At 66.3% G+C, this 24,599-nt stretch carries 22 protein-coding genes; 10 read left to right on the top strand and 12 right to left on the bottom strand.

All coding sequences use genetic code 11. The features are described from left to right. Positions 1-58 precede the first annotated feature (58 nt). Positions 59-478: a hypothetical protein gene (locus KZ498_RS06785; RefSeq protein ID WP_312617887.1), complete on the top strand. Its 420-nt coding sequence runs from the start codon at positions 59-61 to the stop codon at positions 476-478. On the opposite strand, the gene gatE is transcribed toward KZ498_RS06785, so the two are convergent. Continuing rightward, positions 475-2,346, bottom strand: a complete 1,872-nt coding sequence (gene gatE / locus KZ498_RS06780) for a Glu-tRNA(Gln) amidotransferase subunit GatE (protein WP_312617886.1) — start codon at positions 2,344-2,346, stop codon at positions 475-477. The two genes, KZ498_RS06785 and gatE, sit on opposite strands and share 4 nt — an antisense overlap. Before the next feature lie 88 nt (positions 2,347-2,434). Between gatE and KZ498_RS06775 the strand changes: the two genes are divergently transcribed. After that, entirely contained in the window at positions 2,435-3,223 is a 789-nt protein-coding gene (locus KZ498_RS06775) for a hypothetical protein (RefSeq protein ID WP_312617885.1), read from the top strand. A gap of 33 nt (positions 3,224-3,256) precedes the next feature. On the opposite strand, the gene KZ498_RS06770 is transcribed toward KZ498_RS06775, so the two are convergent. From KZ498_RS06770 to KZ498_RS06760, 3 genes are all read right to left on the bottom strand, one after another. Then, on the bottom strand, positions 3,257-3,553 hold the full coding sequence (locus KZ498_RS06770; protein ID WP_312617884.1) for a hypothetical protein: 297 nt from the start codon (positions 3,551-3,553) through the stop codon (positions 3,257-3,259). A gap of 389 nt (positions 3,554-3,942) precedes the next feature. After that, the gene (gene sop2, locus KZ498_RS06765) at positions 3,943-4,653 is read right to left on the bottom strand and encodes a sensory rhodopsin II (RefSeq protein ID WP_312617883.1); all 711 of its coding nucleotides are present in this window, start codon (positions 4,651-4,653) and stop codon (positions 3,943-3,945) included. Between the two features lie 2 nt (positions 4,654-4,655). Beyond that, positions 4,656-6,911 carry a methyl-accepting chemotaxis protein gene (locus tag KZ498_RS06760; RefSeq protein ID WP_312618512.1) on the bottom strand — a complete coding sequence of 752 codons (2,256 nt, stop codon included), beginning with the start codon at positions 6,909-6,911 and terminating at the stop codon, positions 4,656-4,658. 346 nt (positions 6,912-7,257) lie between these two features. Here KZ498_RS06760 and KZ498_RS06755 point away from each other — a divergent pair, with 346 nt between their 5' ends. Further along, positions 7,258-8,226, top strand: coding sequence for an NADPH:quinone reductase (locus KZ498_RS06755; RefSeq protein WP_312617882.1), 969 nt, complete (start codon positions 7,258-7,260; stop codon positions 8,224-8,226). A gap of 164 nt (positions 8,227-8,390) precedes the next feature. Then, positions 8,391-9,101, top strand: coding sequence for an SDR family oxidoreductase (locus KZ498_RS06750; protein ID WP_312617880.1), 711 nt, complete (start codon positions 8,391-8,393; stop codon positions 9,099-9,101). Between the two features lie 12 nt (positions 9,102-9,113). On the opposite strand, the gene KZ498_RS06745 is transcribed toward KZ498_RS06750, so the two are convergent. Continuing rightward, a complete protein-coding gene (locus KZ498_RS06745; RefSeq protein WP_312617878.1) occupies positions 9,114-10,163 on the bottom strand; it encodes a HAMP domain-containing sensor histidine kinase in 1,050 nt (349 codons plus the stop codon). Between the two features lie 162 nt (positions 10,164-10,325). On the opposite strand from KZ498_RS06745, the gene KZ498_RS06740 reads away from it, so the two are divergent. Beyond that, positions 10,326-11,663, top strand: a complete 1,338-nt coding sequence (locus tag KZ498_RS06740; RefSeq protein ID WP_312617877.1) for a sodium-dependent transporter — start codon at positions 10,326-10,328, stop codon at positions 11,661-11,663. Between the two features lie 22 nt (positions 11,664-11,685). Here KZ498_RS06740 and KZ498_RS06735 read toward each other — a convergent pair whose 3' ends face one another. After that, on the bottom strand, positions 11,686-12,666 hold the full coding sequence (locus KZ498_RS06735) for a DMT family transporter (protein ID WP_312617875.1): 981 nt from the start codon (positions 12,664-12,666) through the stop codon (positions 11,686-11,688). A gap of 224 nt (positions 12,667-12,890) precedes the next feature. Between KZ498_RS06735 and KZ498_RS06730 the strand changes: the two genes are divergently transcribed. Next, positions 12,891-13,682: an ArsR family transcriptional regulator gene (locus KZ498_RS06730; RefSeq protein ID WP_312617873.1), complete on the top strand. Its 792-nt coding sequence runs from the start codon at positions 12,891-12,893 to the stop codon at positions 13,680-13,682. A 59-nt stretch (positions 13,683-13,741) separates the two neighbouring features. On the opposite strand, the gene KZ498_RS06725 is transcribed toward KZ498_RS06730, so the two are convergent. Beyond that, positions 13,742-14,365 (bottom strand): uracil-DNA glycosylase family protein, encoded by a 624-nt coding sequence (locus KZ498_RS06725; protein WP_312618511.1) that lies wholly within the window; start codon positions 14,363-14,365, stop codon positions 13,742-13,744. A gap of 141 nt (positions 14,366-14,506) precedes the next feature. Here KZ498_RS06725 and KZ498_RS06720 point away from each other — a divergent pair, with 141 nt between their 5' ends. The 4 genes from KZ498_RS06720 (at position 14,507) to KZ498_RS06705 (ending at position 19,576) form a co-directional block, all read left to right on the top strand. After that, positions 14,507-16,057: an acyl-CoA carboxylase subunit beta gene (locus KZ498_RS06720; RefSeq protein ID WP_312617871.1), complete on the top strand. Its 1,551-nt coding sequence runs from the start codon at positions 14,507-14,509 to the stop codon at positions 16,055-16,057. 2 nt (positions 16,058-16,059) lie between these two features. Continuing rightward, on the top strand, positions 16,060-16,365 hold the full coding sequence (locus tag KZ498_RS06715; protein ID WP_312617869.1) for an acc operon protein: 306 nt from the start codon (positions 16,060-16,062) through the stop codon (positions 16,363-16,365). A gap of 134 nt (positions 16,366-16,499) precedes the next feature. After that, positions 16,500-18,344: an acetyl-CoA carboxylase biotin carboxylase subunit gene (locus KZ498_RS06710; protein ID WP_312617867.1), complete on the top strand. Its 1,845-nt coding sequence runs from the start codon at positions 16,500-16,502 to the stop codon at positions 18,342-18,344. A 284-nt stretch (positions 18,345-18,628) separates the two neighbouring features. Beyond that, on the top strand, positions 18,629-19,576 hold the full coding sequence (locus tag KZ498_RS06705) for a biotin--[acetyl-CoA-carboxylase] ligase (RefSeq protein ID WP_312617865.1): 948 nt from the start codon (positions 18,629-18,631) through the stop codon (positions 19,574-19,576). A gap of 21 nt (positions 19,577-19,597) precedes the next feature. On the opposite strand, the gene KZ498_RS06700 is transcribed toward KZ498_RS06705, so the two are convergent. From KZ498_RS06700 to KZ498_RS06680, 5 genes are all read right to left on the bottom strand, one after another. Further along, positions 19,598-20,077: a universal stress protein gene (locus KZ498_RS06700; protein ID WP_312617864.1), complete on the bottom strand. Its 480-nt coding sequence runs from the start codon at positions 20,075-20,077 to the stop codon at positions 19,598-19,600. Positions 20,078-20,199: 122 nt separating this feature from the next. Next, on the bottom strand, positions 20,200-21,225 hold the full coding sequence (locus tag KZ498_RS06695) for an amidohydrolase family protein (protein ID WP_312617862.1): 1,026 nt from the start codon (positions 21,223-21,225) through the stop codon (positions 20,200-20,202). Positions 21,226-21,246: 21 nt separating this feature from the next. Beyond that, positions 21,247-22,470, bottom strand: coding sequence for an HD domain-containing protein (locus tag KZ498_RS06690; protein WP_312617860.1), 1,224 nt, complete (start codon positions 22,468-22,470; stop codon positions 21,247-21,249). A 67-nt stretch (positions 22,471-22,537) separates the two neighbouring features. Next, a complete protein-coding gene (locus tag KZ498_RS06685) occupies positions 22,538-23,119 on the bottom strand; it encodes a DUF420 domain-containing protein (RefSeq protein ID WP_312617859.1) in 582 nt (193 codons plus the stop codon). Between the two features lie 138 nt (positions 23,120-23,257). Next, on the bottom strand, positions 23,258-24,472 hold the full coding sequence (locus KZ498_RS06680) for a proteasome-activating nucleotidase Pan1 (RefSeq protein ID WP_312617858.1): 1,215 nt from the start codon (positions 24,470-24,472) through the stop codon (positions 23,258-23,260). Positions 24,473-24,599: the final 127 nt, after the last annotated feature.

The raw sequence follows: 24,599 nt of genomic DNA, 5'->3' as shown, positions 1-24,599 counted from the left end.
CGAACCGCCCGGCACCCCACGCTATCTCCCGTCCCACCCAGCAACACGGCTGTAGAAAATGAACACGCAAGAGACCGAAGTTCCGGACTCGCTCGCACTGGATGACCAGCTGTCGCTCCTGTCGTCGCGCTACCGGCGGTACCTCCTGTACGGGCTTTCGAAGTACACGACGCCGGTTTCCCTCGCAGTGCTCACGGACACGGTAACCGGACTCGAACACGGGGCACCGGTCGACCAGTACCGCGACGAGCGCCTCGATATCTATACGGCCCTCTATCACAACCACCTCCCGCGGCTGGTCGATGCCGGTGTCGTCCGGCACGACCCGTCGGACGACACGGTCGACATCGGGCCGAACGCCCGGTCGCTCGTACCGCTGCTTGAATCGACCATCGAACACGACCTGTCCGCAGGCGGTGACGGCCTGTCACGGGAGCCTGTCGATATCGACTCCCTGCACCGCGAGCGGACCAGCTAAGCTCGCTTCTGTATCTCGGAACGCAACACGTCGCTCACTGTATCGCCGTCGGCTTTGCCCCGAAGTGCACCCATGCACTCGCCCATCAGGGCCGAGAACGCCCCCATGCCCTCCTCGGCGACCTGGTCCTCGTGGCGCTCGACGACCTCGGCAACGGCGTCTCTGACCTCCGACTCGTCGACACCGCCGAGTCCCTCCTGTTCGATGGCGTCCTCGGCCGAGAGCGACGGGTCCTCGGCGAGCGCCGTCAGCAGGTCCTCGATGCCCTCTCGGGGCACCTCTCCCTCGTCGACCAGCAGGATGGCCCCGCGGAGGTGTTCGTCGGTGAGGTTCCCGACGGGCACGTCGTCGCGGCGGAGTTCCGTCAGCGTCGACTCCAGCGTGCCGGCGGCCAGCGTCGGGTCGACGCCCTCGCCCTCGACCAGCGCCTCGAACAGCGGCCACCGCTGGCCGTAGGCGACCTGCTCGGCGAGGCCGGCCCCGAGGCCGAACTCGCGCTCGTACCGGTCGACCTTCTCTGTGAGTAGCTCCGGGGTCTCGACTTCGGTCACGTCGGGCTCGACGGGGGGCACGTCCGTCTCGGGGTACATCCGTGCCGCGCCGGGGAGCGGGCGGAGGTACCGCGAGGTGGCGTCCTCGTTCGCGTCGCGGGTCTCCTCCGGGACCCCTTCGAGCGCCGTCTCGGCCCGCTCGGCGACGGCATCGATGGCGAGTTCGGCGGTCTCCGGGTCGTCGGCGACGATGGCGACGGCGTCCTCGGGGCCGGCCCCCACAGCGTCCCGCAGCGCTTCGACCTCCGCCTCGGTGACGCCGTAGGCCGGGAGCTCGTCGGTGTGGAAGATGCCGCCCGCGCCGTGGCGCTTGGCGTGGTCTGACAGCTCCGTCCCGAGCCGCCGGTCGGGCTGAATCTCGCGGCCGACCACCCCATCGAATCCTTCCAGCAGGACTGCCCGAACGTTGCCACCCGAGGAGAGCGCGCCCTCTATGACGCCCGAATCCGTGTCCGAGAACACGTCGGTCACGTCCTGTGGTTCGCCGACCGCGGCGTCGCGCTCGCCGAGTTCCTCGGCGATGTCCAGCAGTTCGACCTGCCGGCGGACCTCGTTGCGGACCAGGTCGTCGATGTCGTCGAGGCTCTGGACGCCTTTCAGTTCGATGCGTGCGCCCTCGGCGATGGAGACGTTCACGTCCTGACGGATGGTCCCGAGGCCGCGCTTGACCTTCCCGGTCGAACGGAGGAGCATCCCGATGCGCTCTGCGGCCTCGCGGGCCTGCTCGGGTGAACTGATGTCCGGCTTCGTGCCGATTTCCACCAGCGGGATGCCGAGACGGTCCAGGGAGAACCGGACGCCGTCGTCGGTCTCTTCGACGCGCTGGCAGGACTCCTCCTCCAGCAGCATGTCCTCTATGCCGACCGGGCCGGCACTCGTCTCGATGGCCCCGTCGTTGGCGACCAGCATCGAGCGCTGGAACCCCGTGGTGTTCGAGCCGTCGACGACGATCTTCCGCATGACGTTCACCTGGTCGACGACGGACATGTCCAGTAGCTGGGCGATCTCGAGTGTCGTCTCCATGGCCTCGCGGTCGACGCGGTGGGGCGGCTCGTCGTCCTCCTCGACGAGGCAGGTCGTGTCGTAGCCCAGGTACTCGAACTCCCGGTCGACCATGCTCTCCTCCAGCGCCGCCTCGTCGATCTCCCCGAGCTCGCTCTTGGTCGGGTGCAGGTAGCGGGTGAACGAGCGCTCGCTCTCCTCGGGTTCGCGGATCGTCGTCGGACAGTCACAGAACAGTTTCGTCGCGGTATCGAGTTGCTGGTGGATCTCCAGGCCGGCGACGAGCCCCAGCTCCTCGTAGTCGTACTCGGTCATTGTCGAGGTGTCCGGGACCGGGGGCCAAAAAACGCACCCTTCCCGCCCTCGCCGCCGTGCTTTTGCCCGTCTCTCCCTCACTGTCGGTATGCGCTGGCTGTCGACAGTCGCGGTGGTCGTCCTTCTCCTGACAGCCGGCTGTAACGCCTTCGTCGGCGCTGACGCTACCGACCGGGCCACTGTCACACCGGCCCCGGTCCCGACTGCGGCGGAGCCGGCCACGCCGGACCCGCCACCCGGCGTTACAACGGACGGCCTCGAGAACGTCGCCCTCCTGTCGGCTGCCCACCGGCAGGCCCTCAACGGCACCACCTACACGCTGAACGAACGCTACAGCGAGTTCAGCACCGGGCGAAACGACAGCAGATCTATCCGGCGCGCCGAGACTATCGCCGTCGAATCACCGACGCGGTACCGCGACGAGATGGTCAGAGTGACGACCGACCCGAACGGGACCGTCAAGCGGTACGAGCAGGCAACCTACGCCGACGGCACCAGCTGGTACGAGCGCCGGGACAACGGCACCGTCGAGCGACAGCGCGGCGAGGTCCGCTTCAGCCGCGACAAGTACGCCTACCGGACGGCGTTCTACCTGAATCGCTACGCCGTGGTCAACCAGAGTTCCACGACCGTCGTCGCCAGAAACGGCAGCCGATTCTACCGGATCCGCGGCTCCGGCGGCGAGATTCCGACCACGGAACGGGTAGCGGAGTTCCGGATCGAACTGCTGGTCGAACCCGATGGCCTCGTCCGCCGGTTCGACGTTCAGTACCGCACCGAGGACCGCTTTGTCACGTACAGCTTCTGGTACGAGGACGTCGGCGAGACGACGGTCGAACGGCCGGCCTGGCTCGACGAGTCAACACCGGCGAACTGACCGGGCCAGCACGCGGGGCCGCTCACCCGGCGGCTAGAGGCGGTCCGTTTCGGTTCGGATCTCGTCGGTCCCGGACGTGCTCCCGGCCCGGTCGTCGTAGTACTTCCGGCCGATGAAATCGTCGTCGAGATTCCCGACGAGGGAGTTGTACAGCCCCTCTGAGGACTGGTACGTCGCTTCGCTGGTCCGGGACAGCACCTCGCTCATCTCGACGGAGTCACCGTTCTGGGCGACCAGCTCGACGTCGCCCAGCTGCTGGACGACAGTGGCGTGGTCCGCGGGGAACTCACAGGCCTGCTCGAACAACTGCAACGTTTCGGAGTAACGCATCTGTGTCATACACAGAGGAATCATAATTAAAAAAGATTATGAATCTGAGCTGTCTGGTGGCCGCTTTCGCTGTGTAGCTTTGGGTATCAGGGCCTATGCGTAGCTATTCCACCTTCCAGAGCATCTTCTCCGGACGACGGGCAGAACTCATGCAGGTCGCTCCCCCGCTACACCTCCACGACGCCCCGCGTCGCAGTTCCGGGACGAGAGCTCTCGCTCCGGTCGCTTCCTCGCTGCTCGCAACCCCGAGGGCCGCTCACTGCTCGCGGGTCGTCCCTCCCCGTTCGCATCTTCGAGGGCCGCTCACTGCTCGCGGGTCGTCCCTCCCCGCTCGCAATATCGAGGGCCGCTCACTCCGTTCGCGCCCCTCGCTTCGTTCCCGCCCCTCGCTAGTCCCCAGCGACCGCCGTCGCTCTCTCGTCAGTCTCGCCGACAGACCCGAGGTTCATCATCGCCAGCAGGGCGATGATGCCGAAGCCGACCTTCGTGACCACGTCGAGGTAGACGACCACGAGCGACGCCGTCTCCACGTCCATCAGTCCCAGGCCCGGCGCACCGAGCAGCCACACGACCGGGTACACCAGCCAGAGGACGACGACGAAGTTCCGGAGCGTCCGGTACAGGCTGATCTCTATGTCAGAGAGGGTCGACTTCGCAGCCGTCGCAATAGTCCCGTAGAGGAGGTAGATGACGCCCCCGAACAGCGCCGCGCCGACCGTAAACAGCACGTAGCTGACCGGCGATGGAGTGACTGCGCCGGCAAAGCCGAAGACGATAGTCAACGCCTGCAGTACGACGAGTTTCACCGTGTCCGCCCGACTCGCGCCCGCGAGTAGCGCCAGGAACCAGACGTTGAGCGGCGTCGTCAGCAGCCAGTCGACGTAGCGAATCACGTACACAGCGTGGCCATCGCTCTGTATCGACCCGAAGCCAAGCGCCATCAGGGCGTAGGCGACGATGGCGATACCCGGAATCGCGATCAACAGCAGGTACCGCTTCCGCGTCTCTTCGGGGACGAGCGTGTAGCCGTACGCCAGCACCGCCGTCCCGAGCAGTTCGCCGAGTAGTCCCAGCGTGAACCAGGTCGTTATCGTTGCCATTGTTAGTCGTCCCCCACCGCGGCCGTGCTGTCGATGTCCGTCCCGGCCGAGCTTTCGACAGTAAAGCGGTCCAGTAGCGAGTCGAGGTCGTCAGCACGCTGCCGGAGCTCCGTCGCAGAGGTCGACACTTCGTCGATTGACGCGGACTGGTCCTGTGCCGCGCCGGCCACGGTGTCGGCCTCCGTCGCCGTCTGCTGACTGATCGTCGTCAGGTCGTCGATGGTCCCCATCACATCCTGTGCAGTCCGGGCCTGTTCCTCGGTCGCCCGGTCGATCTCCTGGATGCCGGTGTCGACCTCCTCCGTGTACTCGACGATGGTCTCCAAGGCGTCGACGGTCTCCTCGACCGTCGAGACACCTTCGGAGATCCGGGTGCTGGTCGACTCCATCGTCTCGACCGTGTCGCCGGCCTGTTCCTGGATGCCCTCGATGCGCTGTTCGATGTCGGCGGCGGCCTCCTTGGTCTCCTCCGCGAGGCCCTTGATCTCGTCGGCGACGACGGCGAACCCCTCGCCGTCACCGTCGGCGTGGGCGGCCTCGATGGACGCGTTCAGCGCCAGCATGTTCGTCTGCTCGACGATGCTCGTGATGACGCCGACGATCTCGCCGATCTCGTCGAGTTCGTCGTCGAGGGCGTTGATCGCTTCGACAGTCTCGCCGGTGTCGTCCTCGATGGCACTCATCTCCGCGATGGCCGCCTGTGCGGCTTCGCGGCCGTCCTCGCCGACGTCCGCGGCTGACTGGGACGTGTCGGCGACCTGCTGGGCGGAGGAAGCCACCTGCTGTGCAGTCGCCGAGAGGTTCTGCATCTCGGCGGCCGCCGATTCGAGCCCCTCGTTTTGCTCGGTCGTCCCCTCGAAGATCTCGTTGATAGACTTCGACACCTGCTTGCTCGCCTGGTCGACCCGCTCGGCGTTCGAGTTGACGCGGTCGCTGGACTGGATGACGTTCGCCGCGAACGCCTTCATGTCGGCGATGGTGTCTTCGAGCGCATCCAGCGTCGTGTTGATGTCCTCGCCGACCGCCGTCATCGCCTCGTTCATACTGTCCGTGTCCACCCGTGCGGTGAGGTCGCCGTTGGAGGCGGCCTCGAGCGCGTCGCTGTACTGCTGTGCCTTGAGTTCGAGGTGGCCGGTCAGTGCCTCCATCTCGTTGCGTTCGGACTCGACGTCCTCGCGGGCCGCCTGTGCCTGCTCTTTCGCCTCCTCGGCTTCCTGCCGGGCGGTTTCGGCTTCGGATATCTGCGTTCGGAGGTTCGTCCGCATGTTGTCGAAGGCCGTGTACAGCGTCCCGAACTCGTCTTCCCGCGACGTGTCGAGGGCGACATCGAGGTCGCCCTCTGCCATCGCTTCGGCCTTCACCGAAAGCCGCCGGAGCGAGGCGATCGTGTTCCCGCCGATTGTGACCCCGATGAGTCCGAGGTTGACGACGGCGAGCAGGATGAGTCCGATGAGGTCGGAGTTGATTTGCCCGCTCAGCGCGTAGGCGACTTCCGGGTCGGAATGGACCATAACGACCCACTCGTGTGACTCGAGACGACTCAGTCCCATCAGCATACTGTCTGTCTCGTGGAACGTGCTCTGTCCGGGTTCGAGCGCGCTCAGGGGCTCGGACTCCATCTGTGATATCGGTGCCGTCGATCCGATCATGGAGCTGTTGGGGTGAGAGACGAACTCGCCGTCAGCGCTGACGACCGTCGTAAACGACCCCTCGCGCTGGTCCGATATCTGGTCGGCCTTCTCGCGGAGGTCGATCATGTACACAAGCGCTCTGTTCTCGTCACCGGGGACGGGCGAAACGACGGCGATTATCGGGTGGTCGACGACTGACACGGAGAACGGTTTCGTCACGTGCGTGCTGTCGGGACCGTCGAACTGTGGTGGGTTCGTAGCGAACGGTGCCCCCTGGTCGGCGGCGTTCACACCGATGAAGTCCCGGTTTGAACTGGCGCGGATCTCGTTGGTCTCGGTGTCGAAGTAGTGAACTGCGACGACGCCGGGAGGGAGTTCCTCGTTGGTCTGTAACTGCTCCAGCCGTTGCTGTTTCTCCGTGTTCGTTCCATCGGTGAACACGGGGAGCCGCGACGTCGACCGGACGTCTCGCCGTGCTGTCGTCAGCCAATCGTCTAACTGTACAGCGTGTGTCTCTGACAGCGCCGTGACGTCGTCCGCAACGTCCTCCTCCAGGGTCGCGGACGCCTGGGCGCTTGTCAGGACCCCGGCTGCGATAATGACAATTATCGCGAACGAAAGGGCCACCCCGAGCCTGACGGCGTAACTGCCGGCAATAAAACTCGGGAGCGGCGAGTCCCTGTCTGGTTCCATCACACAATGGTACGGAAACATGCTAATAAAGGGTTGTTCCGCAATTCTCATGGCTGATAAGAGATATTCCGACCGCGGAGAGCAGCCGATTGCGGCGGGGCTCGCTGGGCCTGTTCCGTTCAGCAAAGTGACTGATTCGCAGTCACTTGCGTCTCCACCGGTTCGGCTCGCTCGGTTTCGTCGATGTCGGTTCACCCACCGCGATGACCCGTAGCCGCATCGGGAACTGGCCCGGCCCCGTGGGGAACTGTTTTCCCGACCCCACATGACTCATACGCCAATGCGTGCTGTAAGATTCCACGAGTACGGCGGGACGGACGTGCTCAGCGTCGACGACATCGAACGACCGACACCGGGGCCGGAGGAGGTCCTGCTCGAGGTCGAGGCAGCGGCGGTCAACCCGGTCGATACGTACTTCCGCACCGGCGACTACGAACCGGGCGAACTGCCCTGGATACCCGGCTCGGACTGTGCCGGGACCGTCGCCGCGACCGGCGAGCGCGTGGCCACCGTCGCCGAGGGCGACCGCGCGTTCGCGACCGGGCTGGGCAACTGGCTCCAGGGGACCTGCGCGGAGTACGTCACCGTTCCGGAGTCACACCTGGCACGGCTTCCCGAGGGGGTCTCCGCCGAGGCGGGCGCGGCCGTCGCGCTCGTCGGCGTCACCGCCTGGCAGACGCTCGTCGCGGCCTGCTCGCTGGAGCCGGCCGAGCGGGCGCTGATTCACGGCGGGAGCGGCGGCGTCGGTCACATCGCGGTCCAGCTGGCGGCGGCGAACGGGGCGCGGGTGACGACGACGGCGTCACCGGCCTACCACGACCAACTGGCCGACCTCGGTGCCGACGACGTGTTCGATTACAGCCGGGACGACCTCGGCGACGTCGTGGTCGAGGCCGGCGCGCCGGACGTGGTTCTCGACCACCGGCTCGACGACTACCTCGCGTTCGACGCCGAGGTGGCCGCACAGGGCGCCCGAATCGCCGCTATCGGGAACACCGACCCCGCGGCGACCTTCGAGAACGTCCCGCGCTGCCGGGCGAAGGCCCTCAGTGTCCACCACGTCTCGATGTTCAACACGCCCGAGTTCGGCGCGGTGCTTTCCCGGCTGGGGACGCTCATGGCCGACGACGAACTGACCCCGGTCGTCGCCCGCCGCTACGACCTCGACGAGGTCCCGTCGGCTCACGACGACGTCCTGAACGACAGTTTCCTCGGTAAACTCGTCGTCACGCCCTATAGTAACAATTGAAACGATTTACACACCGACCGCACTGCAGTCGTGCGGTCGGGTGTGCATTGATTTTCAATGGCTACTATAGCCCGGTCGGCGCGAACGGCAATCCGCAGTCCACGGACCGAGCCTCGGATTCCCGGGGACGGACCTTTATTTTCTTGCCACCTGTTGACACACGTATGTCATTCGAACTTGATTTCGACGGCGAGGTGGCGCTGGTCACGGGCGTCGGGGGAGCGCTGGGCAGTGCGGTCGCAGACGCCTTCCTCGAGGCCGGAACGACCGTCTGTGGCAGCGACATCATCGAACCGAACACCGAGGACTTCCTTTTGTCTGAGCCCGACCGAGTGGATTTCTACCAGGCGGATTTCAGCGACGAGAACGATGTGGCCGAGGTCATCGACGCGGTCGTCGACGACCACGGGCGGCTGGACTACCTGCTGAACATCGCCGGCACCTGGCGCGGCGGCACACCGATTCACGAGACGGACGCGGACACGTTCGATTTCCTGTTCGACGTGAACCTGAAGACGATGTTCCTGGCGTCGAAACACGCGATTCCGCACCTGCGGGCTGCCGAGGGCGCAATCGTCTCCGTCTCCGCGCGGTCGTCGCTGGAGGGCGGTGAAGGCGACGGCATCTACCGGGCATCGAAGGCCGGCGTCCGGCTACTGACCGAGACCATCGCGGAAGAGAACCTCGGGACCGTGCGAGCAAACGCCGTCATGCCCAGCGTCATCGACACCCCGATGAACCGCGAGATGATGCCCGACTCCGACTTCGAGTCGTGGGTCGACCCGAAGGACATCGCGGACGTGATGTTGTTCCTCTGTTCGGACGCCGCGGCCGTCACCAGCGGCGCGGCGGTTCCGGTGTACGGCGAGGTCTGACCCACAGTCGGGTTACGCCGCCCTGTCGAGACGGAGCGTGACCGTCGCGCCGTCGGTCGCTTCGAACACGAGCGTCCCGCCGTACGCCTCGACGACCCACTTTGACAGCCACAGCCCGAGCCCGTTGCTGTGGGTCAGCTGCGTCACTGCCTGCTCGCCGCTGACGAGTTCGCGCTCGGTGTCCGGGATACCGGGGCCGTCGTCGCTGACCGACACCGTGACGGCCTGGGGCTTGGCTTCGACCCTGATTTCCACGGCGGCCGGGTCGCCGCCGTGGACCAGCGCGTTCTCCAGCAGTTCACTGACCGCGATCTCGAGCGGGTCGCCGGCCAGCGCGCGGGCGCTGTCGTCAGCGTGGACGCTGATTGTCGCGTCGGGGAACCGGGGGCGGAGCTCCGCGACGCTCTCCTCGACGAGCGAGTCGAGGGCCACCGGCTCGCGGTCGACCTCCTCAGCTTCGATGAGGTCGGTCACCGTCCCGACCTGACTGTCTATCTCGGCGAGGTCGGAGCCGACCGTTCGCACCCTGTCGCCGATGTCGTCCACGTCCGGGTCCGGGGTGCCGGAGAGTACGTCCCCGAGTCCCAGCAACACCTGCGCGCTGTGTTTCAGGTCGTGGCGGATGAGGCGGTTCATCACGGTCGTCTTCTCGCGCTGGCGAGCGAGGTTCCGCGCCCGTATCCGCCGGACGTCGTTGACGCCGATGAGGACGTGGGCCGTGGCGCTGACGCCGACGACGATTGTGCCGCTGAAAAGCGGCGCGAGGAGCGTCCCCCCGCTCGACCGCTGATAGAGCAGTATCAGGACCAGGACGGCTGACGTTGCGACGACGCCGAGGAGGTTCCAGCCGGCGACCCTGAGGACGTGTTTCGTCCGGAGGTCGCTGCGGAGGAGCACGCCGCTCCCGGCCAGAAACCCGAGGCCGATAAGGAGGCCAAACACGGCGATGACCGTCTCGACGACGCCGCTCGTCCCGCCGAGCAACTGCCGTGCCGAGACCGCCGCCAGACCTCCGCCGGTCAGCGTGAGCGTCCCGCATCCGAGAACGCGTTTCGTAGTCACGTGTACGCTTCGTCGGAGAAGGGTCGACAAAAAGGTAACAGTGCAGTTCTCTCGGTTGATACTGTTGGGCCTCCGGAACGGGGACCATCCCGGTACCACCGGCTGGTACCGCGGACCTGAACCACGGCAGTTTTATCCGGCAGAAGAATACCCGCCGGCACAATGAGTGACAGAGAGACGTGGGCCTCCCGGCTCGGGTTCATTCTCGCAGCTATCGGGAGCGCAGTCGGGCTCGGCAACATCTGGCAGTTCCCGTTCAAGACCGCGACGAACGGCGGTGCAGTGTTTCTCGTGTTCTATCTCGCCGCCGTGTTGCTCATCGGCTTCCCGGCCATGCTGGCGGAGTTCATCATCGGCCGGCGAACGAACCACAATGCCGTCGACGCGTTCACGGAACTCGGGCATAGACAGTGGCGAGTGGTCGGCGCCCTCGGCGTCGTTACGGGATTCTGGATTCTCTCGTACTACAACGTCGTCGGGGGGTGGGTCATGCGGTACATCCTCGGAAGTGCCACGGGCGCGTACTTCGGCAGCCCCGCGGAGTACTTCGGAGCCATCTCCACCGGGCCGGAGGCCGTCGCCGGACAGGCGCTGTTCCTGCTCGTCTGTCTCGGTATCGTCGCGTTAGGTATCGAGGACGGTATCGAGAAGGCGACCAAACTGATGGTCCCCAGTATCGTCGTTCTCATGCTCGCGATGGCGGCCTGGGTCACGACGCTCGAGGGGGCAGGGGCCGGCTACAGCTACTTCCTCTCGCCGGATTTCTCGACGCTGGCGGCGAACGCCGGCGACCTGATTCCGTTCGCGGTCGGGCAGGCGTTTTTCACCCTCTCGCTGGGGATGGCGGCCATGATAACCTACTCCTCGTACATCGCTGACGACGAGAGCCTCCCGACCGACGGCGGCATCATCGTCGTGACGAACACCCTCATCGGGGTGCTGGCGGGGCTGGTCGTGTTCCCGATTCTGTTCGCCATCGGCGTCAGTCCCGACACCAGCGGTCCGTCGGCCATCTTCGTCGCCATGGCGTCGGCGTTCCCCCAGCTCCCGGCGGGGCGGCTCCTCGGCGTGGTGTTCTTCGGCGTCGTCCTCATCGCCGCGGTGTCTTCCGCCATCAGCCTGCTCGAGGTCGTGGTCTCCTACGGCGTCGACAACACGTCGTACTCGCGGGTGTCGCTGTCGGCGGCAGTCGGGGTTGCCCTGTTCGTGCTCGGCCTCCCGTCGGCCTGGAACCTGGCGTGGTTCGGCTGGTTCGACACGCTCGCGTACAAGCTGTTCCTGCCGCTGTCGGTGCTGCTGATACTGGTGTTCGTCGGCTGGGTGCTCTCCTCGGAGGCTGTCGAGGAACTCCGGCAGGGGACAGGGGGGCTCCGGACGTTCGGTCCGGTCTGGCTCTGGATGGTCCGGACGGTGGTTCTCCTCGGCGTCGTCCTGACGCTGGCGCTCGGACTGGAGACGCTGTTCCTCGCCGAGGACCCCGCAATCGTCCCGCCGGTGTAGACGCTCCGCGTTCAGTTCCCACTCAGTCGGACTCGAACCCGCGCGGTTCGTCCGCGAAGCCGAGACTGTCGGCCACAGCGTCGGCTTCCTCGGTGCCGTCCGAGAGCAGCCCGCGGACGTCGACCGACTCGCTGCCCAGCACCGCGAAGCCGGCGAAGATGGTCAGAAAGCCCGCGACCGCCGTCGGGGTGATAGCCTCGCCGAGTACGGCCCACCCGCCGAGCGTCGACACGACTGGGACCACGTAGAAGATGAGGTTGGCCTGGATCGCGCCGGTGACATCGAGCAGGCCGAAGTAGGCGATGTAGGCGATGGCCCCGGAGAAGATACCGACGTACAGCAGTGCCGCTATCGCGGTCGGGGACCACACCGCCGTGGCAACCGACTCGCCCGTACCGACGCTCAGCGCGTGACAGAGCACGGCGGCGACGGGAAGCGCCCACGCGGTCCGGACCGTACTCGACAGGCCGCCGTCGGACCACCGGATGAGGACACTGCCCAGGGCCGCGCTGGTCGCGCCGGCGAACAGGACGAGCTTGCCGATACCCCCGCCCAGGAGCATCGCCGGGTCGGGGCTGACGACGAGACCGACGCCGAACAGACCGATGACCATCCCGAGGCCGCCGCGGGCCGAGAGCCGCTCGTCGGAGAGCAAGATGGCGGCGAAGACGGGCGTCAGTATCGGGTTGAGACTGAACACGATAGCGGCGACGGCGCTGGTGGCGGACTGCTGGCCAACGAATATCAGCGCGTTCGCCAGGCCGAGCGCGAACAGGCCCGTCGAGAGAATCGCCAGCACGTCGCCGCGGGTTCGCGGGAGCAAATCGGCCCGCGAGCGCGTCACGACAACGTAGCCAAAGAGTACGACAGCGGCGATGTCGAACCGCAGGGCGACGAACAGGAGCGGCGGGAGATACGACAGGCCGGCCTTCGCGCCGACGAAGGTCCCGCCGAGCAACACGCTGGCGACCGCAGCGAGGGCGAGCGTGCGGCGCGAAATCACGCCACCACCTCGTATCTGATTTCTGAAACGACTGCACAGCCGACAGAGAGAACACGTGGAGGAACCTGAGTCATCGTACTCTACGGTACGGTATCGAGTCTTATAGGCCCGTTTAGAAATTCTTACATGACGCGAAACGGCCGAACACCCGTGGCGGATAGTCACGGTGTGAAATAATTTCACGCTACGAAAGCGCTTTAGGATGGACCCTCTAACGCGGCGGCATGGAATCGGCGCTCGAAGAGATCGAGTTCCTCGCGCTTTCCTCGAACCGGGTCGAGGTGTTACGGCTCCTGGCGGCGGAACCCCACTCGCGCGGGGACCTCGCGACCGAAACCGGCGCGTCGCAGGCGACGCTCGGGCGTATCATCGCGGACTTCGAGGAGCGGTCGTGGATTCGCCGAACGGACGGCGAGTACGTCGCAACGGCGACGGGCCGCATCGTCGCCGACGGGTTCACCGACCTGCTCGACAGCCTCGAAACCGAGCGGAAGCTGCGCGACATCGTCGAGTACCTCCCCACCGACGCGATGGAGTTCGACCTGCGGCACCTGGCCGACGCCACGATAACCGTCCCGAGCCAGACGCGCCCGAACGCGCCTGTCCAGCGGCTGCTCGACCTGCTTCGGGACGCCGAGGTGGTCCGGACGTTCTCACACGCGTTCAACGACCAGACGATTCGGGTCGTCCAGGAGCGGGTCAGCGCCGGGGACCAGCAGTTCTCGGGCGTGTTCTCACCCGGTGCGATCGACGCGCTCGCGGCGGACGACCGGCTCCGGACCCAACTGGAATCGCTGCTCGCCGAGCCGGCTGCGTCGGTCCGGGTACGGAGCGACGGCGTGCCACTCGCCGTGATGATTGCCGACGACGTGGTCCACCTGCTGTTGCGGGACGACAGCGGCGTCCTGCAGGCGTCACTGGATACGACTGCGCCGGCCGTCCGCGAGTGGGCTATCGAGCGGTTCGACACCTACTGGGAGTCCGCGGACCCGCTCTCGACCGAGCGGTTGCTGTGACTCACTACCGTTTCGAGTGGCCGACGCTGCTATCGCCGTAGAGCGGGGTTGAAAGGGAGCTACCGGACCAGATACGGGTCCTCGCCCGGCATGAACCGTCCGAGGTCCGCCTCCCGTCGGTAGTCCGTCTCTAAAAGCGCCGTCAGCGCGTCGACGAGTGCGCCCTCGTCGTCGTCGGTCCACGCCGCGGGCTCTTTGATGGGGTAGACGAGCCAGCCGCTGCCGAGCACCTCTTTCGCGTGCAGCGCGTCCATGTCTATCGACTCGGTCGGTTCGGCGGTCGTGTTCGCGAACACGTGCCGCGTGGCGCGCTCACCGACGGGCAGGAGTACGTGGGCGGTGATAGCCCGGAGCTCCGTGTCGAACAGCGGTTCCAGGTCGGCGTAGTCCGCCTCTGTCGGCGGGTCGCCGCCGCACATGTACAGGTACGACAGGTACGTCTTCTCGACGGTCGGCGGAGTGCCGGCTTCGGTCAGGAGTCCGGCTTCGACGAGCGCCCGCTGGAGGCGTTCGCCCGCGGCGTTGTCGGTAAACGGGATGCCGGACGCCGCGCCACCGTGGACGCCGGGGTGGTCGCCGATGACGTGGAAGTGGGCGTTGGCGTCGCCGTACCCCGGCACGAACGGCTCACACGGTGCATCGAAGCCAAAGGGGTTGTGCTGGCGGGCCGTGACGTTCTTCACGCGCCACAACAGCAGGCCGTCGCTCAAAACTCCGCCGGTTTCGGGTATCGAATACGGGAAACAATGGTTAACTTTGATAACGCTTTTCTCGGATGCCCGCCAGGGGTCGGATATGCACCGGTCCGGGAGAAGTGATATCGCGTGAGCCACGATGACCGTGTCGAGGACCTTCGAGAACGAAAAGCCGAGGCCGAGCGGGGCGGTGGCGAGGAACGAATCGAAGCACAACACGACCGCGGAAAACTCACCGCCCGTGAGCGCATCGACTACTTCCTCGACGACGGCACGTTCGTCGAGATCGACTCGCTCCGTGAACACCGCTCGACGAACTTCGACATGGCCGACAAGAAGGTCCCCGGCGACGGTGTCGTCGTCGGCTACGGGCAAGTCGAGGGCCGTCGGGTCTACGTCTTCGCCCACGATTTCACCGTCTTCGGCGGGTCGCTGGGCGAGGAGTTCGCACAGAAAGTCTGCAAGGTGATGGACAAAGCCATCGAGACCGGCGCTCCAATCATCGGACTGAACGACTCCGCCGGCGCGCGCATCCAGGAGGGAATCGACTCGCTTGCGGGCTACGCCGACATCTTCCACCGCAATCAGCAGGCCAGCGGCGTCGTCCCACAGATTTCGGCCATCATGGGGCCGTGTGCCGGCGGCGCGGTGTACTCACCCTCGATCACGGACTTCGTCTACATGGTCGAGGAGACAAGTCACATGTTCATCACCGGGCCGGACGTCATCGAGACGGTGACCGGCGAGGAGGTCGGCTTCGACGAGCTCGGCGGGGCCAAGACCCACGCGTCCGAGTCCGGGGTAGCCCACTTCACGGCCGCCGACGAGAAAGAGGCGATGGACGACATCCGCTACCTCCTCTCGTATCTCCCCCAGAACAACGTCGAGGACCCGCCGCGGGTCGAGCCCTGGGATGACCCCGAGCGCCGGGACGAGGAACTGAAAACGGCCGTCCCGGACGAGCCACAGAAGCCCTACGACATGACGGACGTCGTCGGGCGCATCGTCGACGAGGACTCGTTTTTCGAGGTCGCCGAGGACTTCGCGCGCAACATCGTCATCGGGTTCGCCCGCATGGACGGCCACAGCGTCGGCATCGTCGGCAACCAGCCGCGGGTCAACGCCGGGACGCTCGACATCGACGCCTCGCGGAAGGGCGCGCGGTTCGTCCGGTTCTGTGACGCGTTCAACATCCCGATTCTCACGTTCGTCGACGTGCCCGGGTTCATGCCCGGCAAGGACCAGGAGCGCAACGCCATCATCAACCACGGCGCGAAGCTCCTGTACGCCTACTCCGAGGCCACCGTGCCGCTTGTGACCGTCATCACGCGGAAGGCCTACGGCGGGGCCTACGACGTGATGGCGTCGAAACACATCGGCGCGGACATGAACTACGCCTGGCCGACCGCCGAAATCGCCGTGATGGGACCGAAGGGCGCGGTCAACGTGCTCTACGACGACGAGCTGGCCGAGGCCGACGACGTGGAGGCCCGCCGGCAGCAGCTCATCGACGAGTACCGCGACGCCTTCGCGAACCCCTACACTGCGGCCAAGCGCGGGTTCGTCGACGACGTCATCGAACCCCAGGAGACCCGACCCCGGCTCATCGACGACCTGGACCTCCTCCGGGGGAAACGCAAGGACCAGCCCGACCGCAAGCACGGCAACATCCCACTGTAACGATGGCAACTGACACAGAACCCGCAGTCGATGCCGAACTGGTCGCGGAGATAGCCACACAGCTCGACGACGCCTCGACGGACGAGGCGGCCGCCATCGCCGTCGCTGTCGGCGCACACCTCACGGACCGCCAGCGCGCGGCGGCAGCGGCCGCAGCGGCCGCGGCGGCGGACGACGGGGACTCATGGAACGGCAGGCAGTGGTCCTTCTCCGGGCGCGTGGAAGCCACACAGAAGCGCACCGTTCGAGTCCGTTCGGACGCGCCGACCGACGCCTGGAGTGCCGCCGGCCGGGCCGAGCGGTTCTGACCGAATGCAGTTCTTCTGACATTCCGGTGGCCTGAGCTGATCTGCGGGTGTGGGCCGTACTAACACGATTATGTATGAAAGATTGACCGCTATCTGCGCATAGTTTTATGGGCCGACTCTCAGTATGAGGGCGTATGTTCGATAAGGTGCTCGTCGCTAATCGCGGGGAGATAGCGGTGCGCGTGATGCGCGCGTGCGAGGAGTTGGGCATCGGCACAGTGGCCGTCTACTCTGACGCCGACAAGCACGCCGGGCACGTGCGGTACGCGGACGAGGCGTACAACGTCGGCCCGGCCCGTGCCGCCGACTCCTATCTCGACCAGGAGGCGATTATCGACGCTGCCAAGCAGGCCGGCGCGGACGCCATCCACCCGGGGTACGGGTTCCTCGCGGAGAACGCCGACTTCGCTGAGCGCGTACAGGAAGCGGAGGGCGTCAAATGGGTCGGCCCCGAGAGCGAATCGATGGAGGCACTGGGCGAGAAGACGAAGGCCCGCAAGATCATGCAGTCGGCCGACGTGCCCATCGTCCCGGGGACGACCGACCCGGTCGAGGACCCCGAGGAGGTCGTCGAGTTCGGCGAGGAGAACGGCTTCCCGGTCGCCATCAAGGCCGAGGGCGGCGGCGGGGGCCGCGGGATGAAGATCGTCCACGACCCCGAGGAGGCCGAGGAGCAACTCGAAAGCGCAAAGCGGGAGGGCGAGGCGTACTTCTCGAACGATTCGGTGTATCTCGAACGCTACCTGGAGAACCCACGCCACATCGAGGTCCAGATCATCGCCGACCACCACGGCAACGTCCGGCATCTGGGCGAGCGTGACTGCTCGCTCCAGCGCCGCCACCAGAAGGTCATCGAGGAGGGTCCCTCGCCGGCCCTGAACGACGCCCTCCGCGAGCAGATCGGCAACGCCGCCCGCCGCGGCGTCCGCGAGTCCGGGTACTACAACGCCGGCACCGTCGAGTTCCTCGTCGAAGAGGACACCGACCGCGAGCAGGGTGAACTGCTCGGCGAGGACGCGAACTTCTACTTCCTGGAGGTCAACACCCGTATTCAGGTCGAGCACTGCGTCACCGAGGAGATCACCGACATCGACATCGTCAAGTGGCAGCTGCGGGTGGCGATGGACGAGGAGATCACGTTCTCGCAGGACGACGTGGAGATCGAGGGCCACGCGATGGAGTTCCGAATCAACGCCGAGAACGCCGCCAACGACTTCGCACCGGCCACCGGCGGCAGCCTCGAGACCTACGACCCGCCGGGCGGTATCGGCGTCCGCCTCGACGACGCGCTCCGGCAGGGCGACGACCTCGTCACCGACTACGACTCGATGATAGCCAAGCTCGTCACCTACGGCGGGGACCGCGCAGAGTGTATCGAGCGCGGGAAACGGGCGCTCAAGGACTTCGACATCGAGGGCATCCCGACCGTCATCCCGTTCCACCGCCTGATGCTCACCGACGAGAAGTTCGTCAGCGGCACACACACCACGAAATACCTCGACGAGCACCTCGACCGCACACGCATCGAGGAGGCCCAGGAGAAGTGGGGCACTGTCACAGAGTCCGACGGCGACGAGGACGAGGAGGTAGTCGAACGCGAATTTACCGTCGAGGTCAACGGCAAGCGCTTCCAGGTCGACCTCGAAGAGCGCGGTGCACCCCCCATCAACGTCGGCGACGTGGACGCCGGCGGCGGCAATCAACCACAGCGGCCACAGGGCGGCGGAAGTTCCGACGGCGGGAGCGCCAGTGCCACCACTGCCGAGGGCCAGGAGGTCGCCGCGGAGATGCAGGGGACGATTCTGGAGGTCAACGTCGGCGAGGGCGACGAGGTGGAGGCCGGCGACGTCCTCTGCGTGCTGGAAGCGATGAAGATGGAGAACGACATCGTCGCCGAACGCGGCGGCACAATCAACGAGGTGGCCGTCAGCGAGGGCGAGTCCGTCGACATGGGCGACTTGCTGTTCGTGATCGCCTGAATTTTTACTTCGGAGGGCGTCCTCAGCCGCTACGCGGCCTGCGGGCACCCTCATCTGCTCACGGACACTGCGTCCGTTCGCACGGCCAGCGGGACCACCGGTCCCGCTCGGCTCGCAAAAATGTAGTACAAAAACGACCGCCGAGTCGCGCTCTCCGAGCGCGCTCGGCGTGAAACCGCTCGCCGCGGCGAGCGGTATGCTTGAATCTCGCCACCATACGCCTAGCGACCGCACCACTGCACCGCTGCAGACGCCTTTTATTCCGGCCGGTCGAAGCCCCGTCTATGAACGAGACGCGCCACCGGGTGCTCGACGCACTGGCGGACGGCCCCGTCTCGGGGCCGACCCTCGCCGACGAACTGGACATCTCTCGCTCCGCGGTCTGGAAGCACGTTGAAACCCTCCGCGAGGAGGGGTTCGAGATACGTAGCGACGACGCGGGCTACGTCCTGGAGTCGGTTCCGGAGTTCGGCGGGGCCGCGGTCGAATACGGCCTCGATGCGCCGTTTTCCGTCGAGTACCACGACAGCATCCCGAGTACGAACGCACGCGCCCGGGACCTGGCGGGCGAGGGCGCGTCGGACGTCGTGGTGCTGGCCGACGAACAGACGGGGGGTCGGGGGCGGCTCGACCGGGAGTGGAACTCGCCCAGCGGCGGGGTCTGGCTCTCGGTGCTGTTCCGGCCCGACGTGCCGATGGCCCACGCCCCGGTGTTCACCCTCGCAGCGGCCGTCGCGGTGACGCGGGCGGCCCGCGAAACCGGCGTCGATGCCAGTATCAAGTGGCCAAACGACGTGCTCGTCCGCCACGGCGACGAGGAGCGGAAACTGGTCGGCATTCTCACCGAGATGGAGGGCGAGGCCGACCGCGTCTCGTGGGTTATCGTGGGTATCGGCGTCAACGCGAACGTCGACCCGGGGGCCCTGCCCGAGGACGCGAACCCGACGAGCCTGCTCGCGGAGCGTGGCGACCCGGTCGACCGGCGGCTGTTCACCCAGCGACTGCTGGAGGAGTTCGACGCGCTACGGACGGACACAGGTCGCGTCGTCGAGGCGTGGCGGCAGTACGCGACGACGCTGGGACGACAGGTACGGGTCGAGACGCCGGGAGGACCCATCGAGGGCGAAGCCGTGGACGTCCAGTTCCCGGGCGCGCTCGTCATCAAGACGGAATCTGGGACAGAAGTCGTTTCAGCGGGGGATTGCGAACACCTCCGGCCAATCACGGAGTGAGCACGCCGGCAGCGGATTGGGTCACTGCGGGACGCCGGCGGGCCGCTCGTCCTCGGAGACGTCCTGCGGTGTCGTCTCCACCGGAACGGTGACGACCGGGACGTGGGACGACCGGACGACTCGTTCGGCGACGCTGCCAAGCAACAGGCGGTCGATGCCGCCGCGTCCGTGGGTCCCCATCACGATGAGGTCACAGCCGTGCTGGCTCGCGTAGTCGACGATTTCCCGGCTCGGACTCCCCTCGGCCGTGGCCCGCGCGACGGACACGCCCTCGCCGACGAGACGCTCAACCGTGTCCAGAGCCATCTCGCCCTCGCGGTGGAGCGAGTCGGTGACGCTCTCCCAGGTCGGCTCGTTCGGGAGCGTCGAGAACCTGCCGGTGTCGACGACGTACAGCGCGTGTATCTCGCTGCCGTGCGTCGCCGCCAGCGCCTCGGCGTGTGTCAGTACGTCCCGTGTCCCCGGCGACCCGTCCGTCGGCACCAGTATCCTGTCGTACATGCTGTAGTATTGACTGGCTGATGTGATATAGTTTGGTAATAGGTAGCACACATATACACACTGCCGACGGTCCGACCCGTGAGTGTGCGGCCAGTGTCATCCGGTCCCGATTCGCGCGGGAGCTACTCCGCCCCGGGGTGGACGACCCGTCGAACGTCGGCCGTCCCGGCCCGGCGAACGACCGCCCGAAGGGGGTCTCGCGCTCCGGAGAGATTGTCCGAATCGCCGTCGAGAACGAGCAGCCGTGCCGGCTGCCCGGTCTTTATCAGGCCGCCGCCGAGGCCCGCGATCTCGGCCCCGTTGACCGTCGCCATCCGCAGGACCTCGCGGGCCGAGAGGTCGTACAGTTTCGCGGTGAACTCCATCTCGCGGAACATCGAGGGGCTGTTGAGCATGACGTTGTCCGTCCCGAGCGCGACCGTCGTCCGTTCGGCCAGTTCCTCGACCGGCGGGCGGCCCACGTCGGTGACGATGTTCGACCGGGGACAGACCACGACCGGAATCTTGCTGTCAGCGACCCGTTTGAAGTGCAGCGGCTCGGCGTGGACCATGTGGACGAGGAAGTCCGGGTCCAGGTCGAGTGCGGAGTTGATGTCGGAGCTGTCGACCTCGCCCGCGTGGATGCCGAACAGTTTGCCGGCCTGTCGCGTCGCACGCCGCTCGGCCCCGAACTCGCTGTCGTTGGCCCCGCTCGCGCCGAACCCGTCGGCAAGTTCCATCGCGTCGGTCGTCTCGCGCCCGAGAACGACGCTCTCGAGCGACGAGTCCGACAGCGCGTCCCGTATCGCGCTGATACCCTCTACGCCGCCCTCGCGGAACTCGATGAACGCGCCTGTCCCGGACCCCTCCATGAACGACAGCGTCCGCTCCATCGCAGCCACCAGTTCGTCGCGGCCAGCCTCGCGGAGCAGCCGGTGTTTCAGGCCGTCCGGCGGCGCGACCAGTTCCGAAAGCGAGAGCCCCTCGCCTGCCTCCTTGGCGATGGAGTCGCCGATGTGCGTGTGGGCGTTGACAAAGGCCGGCGCCACGATGTCGTCGCTGTCGACTGCAGCCTCCTCGATGGCAGCTATCTCCCCGTCTTCGACGACGACGCGGCCCTCGACGGCCTCGAACGAGCGCCCCGTCAGAACCGTCCCCTCGAGAATCATACTCCCTGTTCGCCCGTTCTCTCAGTTAAACTCATCGAGGGTCGCATGGAGACCCGCTCGCACGTCACGGACTCTGGCCCCGTCGAGGTCGAGTCCGAGTTCGCGGATCGCCGCCGCACCGACTCGCTCGCTCTCGGCTTCCGGTGCGTAGACGCCGAGCCGCCACTGGTCGCGCTGGGCGGCACGGATGGCGTTGACCAGCGTCGACTGCTCGCCGAGCCGACGGACCTCGCCGTTGACGAGGACGCGGCTGCTCGATTCGGTCACCGACGGTTCGGGCGGGACATCGAGCACGACGGCGTCGCTGTCGACGTTCGCCTCGTCGGCGATGGCCTGTTCCATCGCACCCAACGCTTCGTGGTCGGCTGCCAGAACCTCGTCCGGCACGGCCTGCCACTCCGCCCAGACGGCACGCTTGTACAGGTCCCGCTGGCTCAGCCGCTGGGCGTACGCCGCCGTCGCCTCGCACTGTCGCAGCGCCACGAGCAGGTCGCTGTCGTCCCACCGGCGAAGCGTCTCGGCGGTGGTGTCAGTCGCGGCGAGCAGTTCCTCCGTCCCGCGGCGCAGCATCGACTTGGCGATGCGGGCGACGTGGTGCTGGTAGACGGTGGGGTTCATCAGCGCTCGCGCGAGCAGGAGCGACTCGGCCGTCTGGACGTTCCCCTCGTCCAGAACGAGTTCGCCGTCGACGAAACACAGCTCCCTGACCAGTCGCTCGTGGTCGATAGTCCCGTAGGGAACGCCCGTGTGGTGGGCGTCACGGACAAGGTAGTCCATCCGGTCGACGTCCAGTTCGCCGGAGACGAGCTGGCCCAGTTCGCCCCCGCCTGCGACCAGGGCGGCCACGCGGTCCGGGTTCAGCCCGTGTTCGGCGAGCACGCGCGCGACGGGGCCGTCACCGAGCAGTCCGTCCACGTCGTCGTGGTACTTGCCGGTCCGGCGGTGGATGAGCGCCTCGACGTTGTGGCTGTACGGCGAGTGCCCCACGTCGTGGAGCAACGCCGCGGCGCGGACCCGTTCGGCCTGCTGGCCCTCGATACCGAGATGGGACAGCGCCCTGTCCGCGAGGTGGTAGACGCCAAGCGAGTGCTCGAATCTGGTGTGGTTCGCCGAGGGGTAGACGAGCGTCACAGTGCCGAGCTGTGAGATGTTCCGGAGCCGCTGGACCGGTGGCGTATCGAGCAGCGCCGCCGCGACGCCCTGGACCTCGATGTGGTCGTGGACGCTGTCCTTGATTGTGGTCATTGCCGTGGCTTACGGCGGCGGCCGGCAAAATCGTTCGCCACCGAACACGTGCACAACTGGCGATTCCCTACCGAGGCACCCAGCCGTAGATGTGGTTCAACATTACGTACGTCACGAGCCCGAGAAACAGGCTCAGTCCCCAGGCTGAGACGGCGATGCGGCCCACGCGGGCGTGAATCGTCTCCCTGAGCTCCGCCGGGGAGTGGGTCAGCCCGAGGACGACGGCGTGAACGACGACGGGCACGGATACCGCGGACAGCAGGATGTGCACGGCGAGCATCACGATGTACGCCGTCCAGACGAACCCCTCGGCGACGATCTCCTTCTCGAAGCCGCCGCCGACCTTGAGGATGTACAGGGCCAGGAACACCATGATGAGCGTGAACGCGGTGAGCATCGCCGCGCGGTGTTTCTGCACCTGGTCGGTCTTGATGAAGTAGACGCCGGCGACGATAGCGAGGAGCGCAATGCTGTTGACGACGGCGATTGCGTCCCCCAGCAGGATGACGATAGCCCGCGAGAACTCGGGCAGGGGCAACACGTCGCCGAACGCGCCGAACACGAGCGCGTAGCCAACGACCGAGACGACGCCGGTGACGAGCCGCGGACGGGCGCGGGCACGCGACTGGAGTGTATCTGCGACGGCCATAGCAACTGTTCAGGACCGGAGTGGTAACTGTGTTCTGAAACGGGCGAGCGCGACAGCACGATTGCCGGCCGGAGCGGTGACTGCTGACTCGGAAAGAGCGGAAAAGAGAGAGGAATCGCGGTAGAAGCGTGGCCGGAATCAGGCGAAGGTCCGGGAGACTTCCTCGTCGTCGGTCTCCTCCTGCTGGATCTTCTCCCAGGCGTTATGGAAGTCCGCCATCGTGACCTCGGTCCGGTCGTCGCGGATGGCGAACATCCCGGCCTCGGTACAGATGGCCTTCACGTCGGCACCGGAGGCGTCCTTGATCTCCTCGGCCAGCGCCTCGAAGTCCACGTCGTCGGAGACGTTCATGTTGCGGGTGTGGATCTGGAAGATCTGCTTGCGACCCTCGACGTCGGGGTTCGGGACTTCGATGAGGCGGTCGAAGCGGCCGGGGCGGAGGATGGCGCGGTCGAGCATGTCAAAGCGGTTCGTCGCCGCGATGATCCGGATGTCGCCGCGGTCGTCGAATCCGTCCATCTCCGAGAGCAACTGCATCATCGTCCGCTGGACCTCGGCGTCGCCGGAGGTCTTCGATTCCGTTCGCTTGGCCGCGATGGCGTCGATCTCGTCGATGAAGACGACGGCGGGCTCCTCCTGGCGGGCCAGTTCGAACAGGTCGCGAACGAGCTTCGCGCCCTCGCCGATGAACTTGTGGACCAGCTCGGAGCCGGCCATCTTGATGAAGGTGGCATCGGTCTCGTTGGCGACGGCCTTGGCCAGCATCGTCTTCCCGGTGCCGGGCGGGCCGTGCAGCAGGACGCCGCTTGGCGGGTCGATGCCGACGTCCTCGAACATCTCGGGGCTCTTCAGCGGCATCTCGACGGTCTCGCGGACCTCTTCCATCTGCTCTTCGATGCCGCCGATGTCGGCGAAGGTGACGTCCGGTGACTGGTCGACCTGCATCACGCGGGCGCGCACGTCGGTCTCGTCGTCGAGCTGTTTGACGATAGAGAGCGAGTTGTTGACGGCGACGCGGTCGTCGGGTTCGAGGTCCTCGCGCATCTCGTCGGTGACCTCCGTCAGGGCCTCCTGGTTGTTGCCGTGCTGTTTGATAATCACGCCGTCGCTTGAGAGCTCCTGGACGGTCGCGACGAACAGCGGCGACTGCTTGAGCTTCTTGTTCTCGTGTGTGAGCCGCTCGAGTTTCTGCTGGTACTTGTTGTTCTCCGCGTTGGCGTCAAGCAGCTTGTCCCGCATCTCTTCGTTCTGGGCTTCGAGCACCTCCAGCCGCTCCTGCAGCGCCTCGATCTTCTGTTGCTGAGACGCGTCGTCGTCGTACGGCATGTCGACCTCGTCGACGGTGTCGGTCATTACGACGCCTTTAGTAGGTGTACCGTTATGAGGCTTCGGGTAGTCCCAGAACGTGTATTGCCCGGCGCGGGCCCTGAGGGCGCCGTTACTGGCCGCTCCCACCACAGAGCCTCGAACCGGCACGTTT

Origin of the sequence: Haloarcula sp. 1CSR25-25 (assembly GCF_032027985.1) — an archaeon.
Lineage (GTDB): Archaea > Halobacteriota > Halobacteria > Halobacteriales > Haloarculaceae > Haloarcula.
The sequence above is the reverse complement of the archived record's forward strand: the minus strand, read 5'-3'. Positions and strand labels throughout refer to the sequence as shown.

Coding starts and splice junctions, on each gene's coding strand:
- KZ498_RS06755 (WP_312617882.1), top strand. CDS start 7,258: ATGCGTGCTGTAAGATTCCACGAGTACGGCGGGACGGACGTGCTCAGC.
- KZ498_RS06705 (WP_312617865.1), top strand. CDS start 18,629: ATGAACGAGACGCGCCACCGGGTGCTCGACGCACTGGCGGACGGCCCC.
- gatE (WP_312617886.1), bottom strand. CDS start 2,346: ATGACCGAGTACGACTACGAGGAGCTGGGGCTCGTCGCCGGCCTGGAG.
- sop2 (WP_312617883.1), bottom strand. CDS start 4,653: ATGGCAACGATAACGACCTGGTTCACGCTGGGACTACTCGGCGAACTG.
- KZ498_RS06695 (WP_312617862.1), bottom strand. CDS start 21,225: ATGATTCTCGAGGGGACGGTTCTGACGGGGCGCTCGTTCGAGGCCGTC.
- KZ498_RS06680 (WP_312617858.1), bottom strand. CDS start 24,472: ATGACCGACACCGTCGACGAGGTCGACATGCCGTACGACGACGACGCG.
- KZ498_RS06750 (WP_312617880.1), top strand. CDS start 8,391: ATGTCATTCGAACTTGATTTCGACGGCGAGGTGGCGCTGGTCACGGGC.
- KZ498_RS06730 (WP_312617873.1), top strand. CDS start 12,891: ATGGAATCGGCGCTCGAAGAGATCGAGTTCCTCGCGCTTTCCTCGAAC.
- KZ498_RS06770 (WP_312617884.1), bottom strand. CDS start 3,553: ATGCGTTACTCCGAAACGTTGCAGTTGTTCGAGCAGGCCTGTGAGTTC.
- KZ498_RS06775 (WP_312617885.1), top strand. CDS start 2,435: ATGCGCTGGCTGTCGACAGTCGCGGTGGTCGTCCTTCTCCTGACAGCC.
- KZ498_RS06710 (WP_312617867.1), top strand. CDS start 16,500: ATGTTCGATAAGGTGCTCGTCGCTAATCGCGGGGAGATAGCGGTGCGC.
- KZ498_RS06785 (WP_312617887.1), top strand. CDS start 59: ATGAACACGCAAGAGACCGAAGTTCCGGACTCGCTCGCACTGGATGAC.
- KZ498_RS06740 (WP_312617877.1), top strand. CDS start 10,326: ATGAGTGACAGAGAGACGTGGGCCTCCCGGCTCGGGTTCATTCTCGCA.
- KZ498_RS06690 (WP_312617860.1), bottom strand. CDS start 22,470: ATGACCACAATCAAGGACAGCGTCCACGACCACATCGAGGTCCAGGGC.
- KZ498_RS06685 (WP_312617859.1), bottom strand. CDS start 23,119: ATGGCCGTCGCAGATACACTCCAGTCGCGTGCCCGCGCCCGTCCGCGG.
- KZ498_RS06715 (WP_312617869.1), top strand. CDS start 16,060: ATGGCAACTGACACAGAACCCGCAGTCGATGCCGAACTGGTCGCGGAG.
- KZ498_RS06700 (WP_312617864.1), bottom strand. CDS start 20,077: ATGTACGACAGGATACTGGTGCCGACGGACGGGTCGCCGGGGACACGG.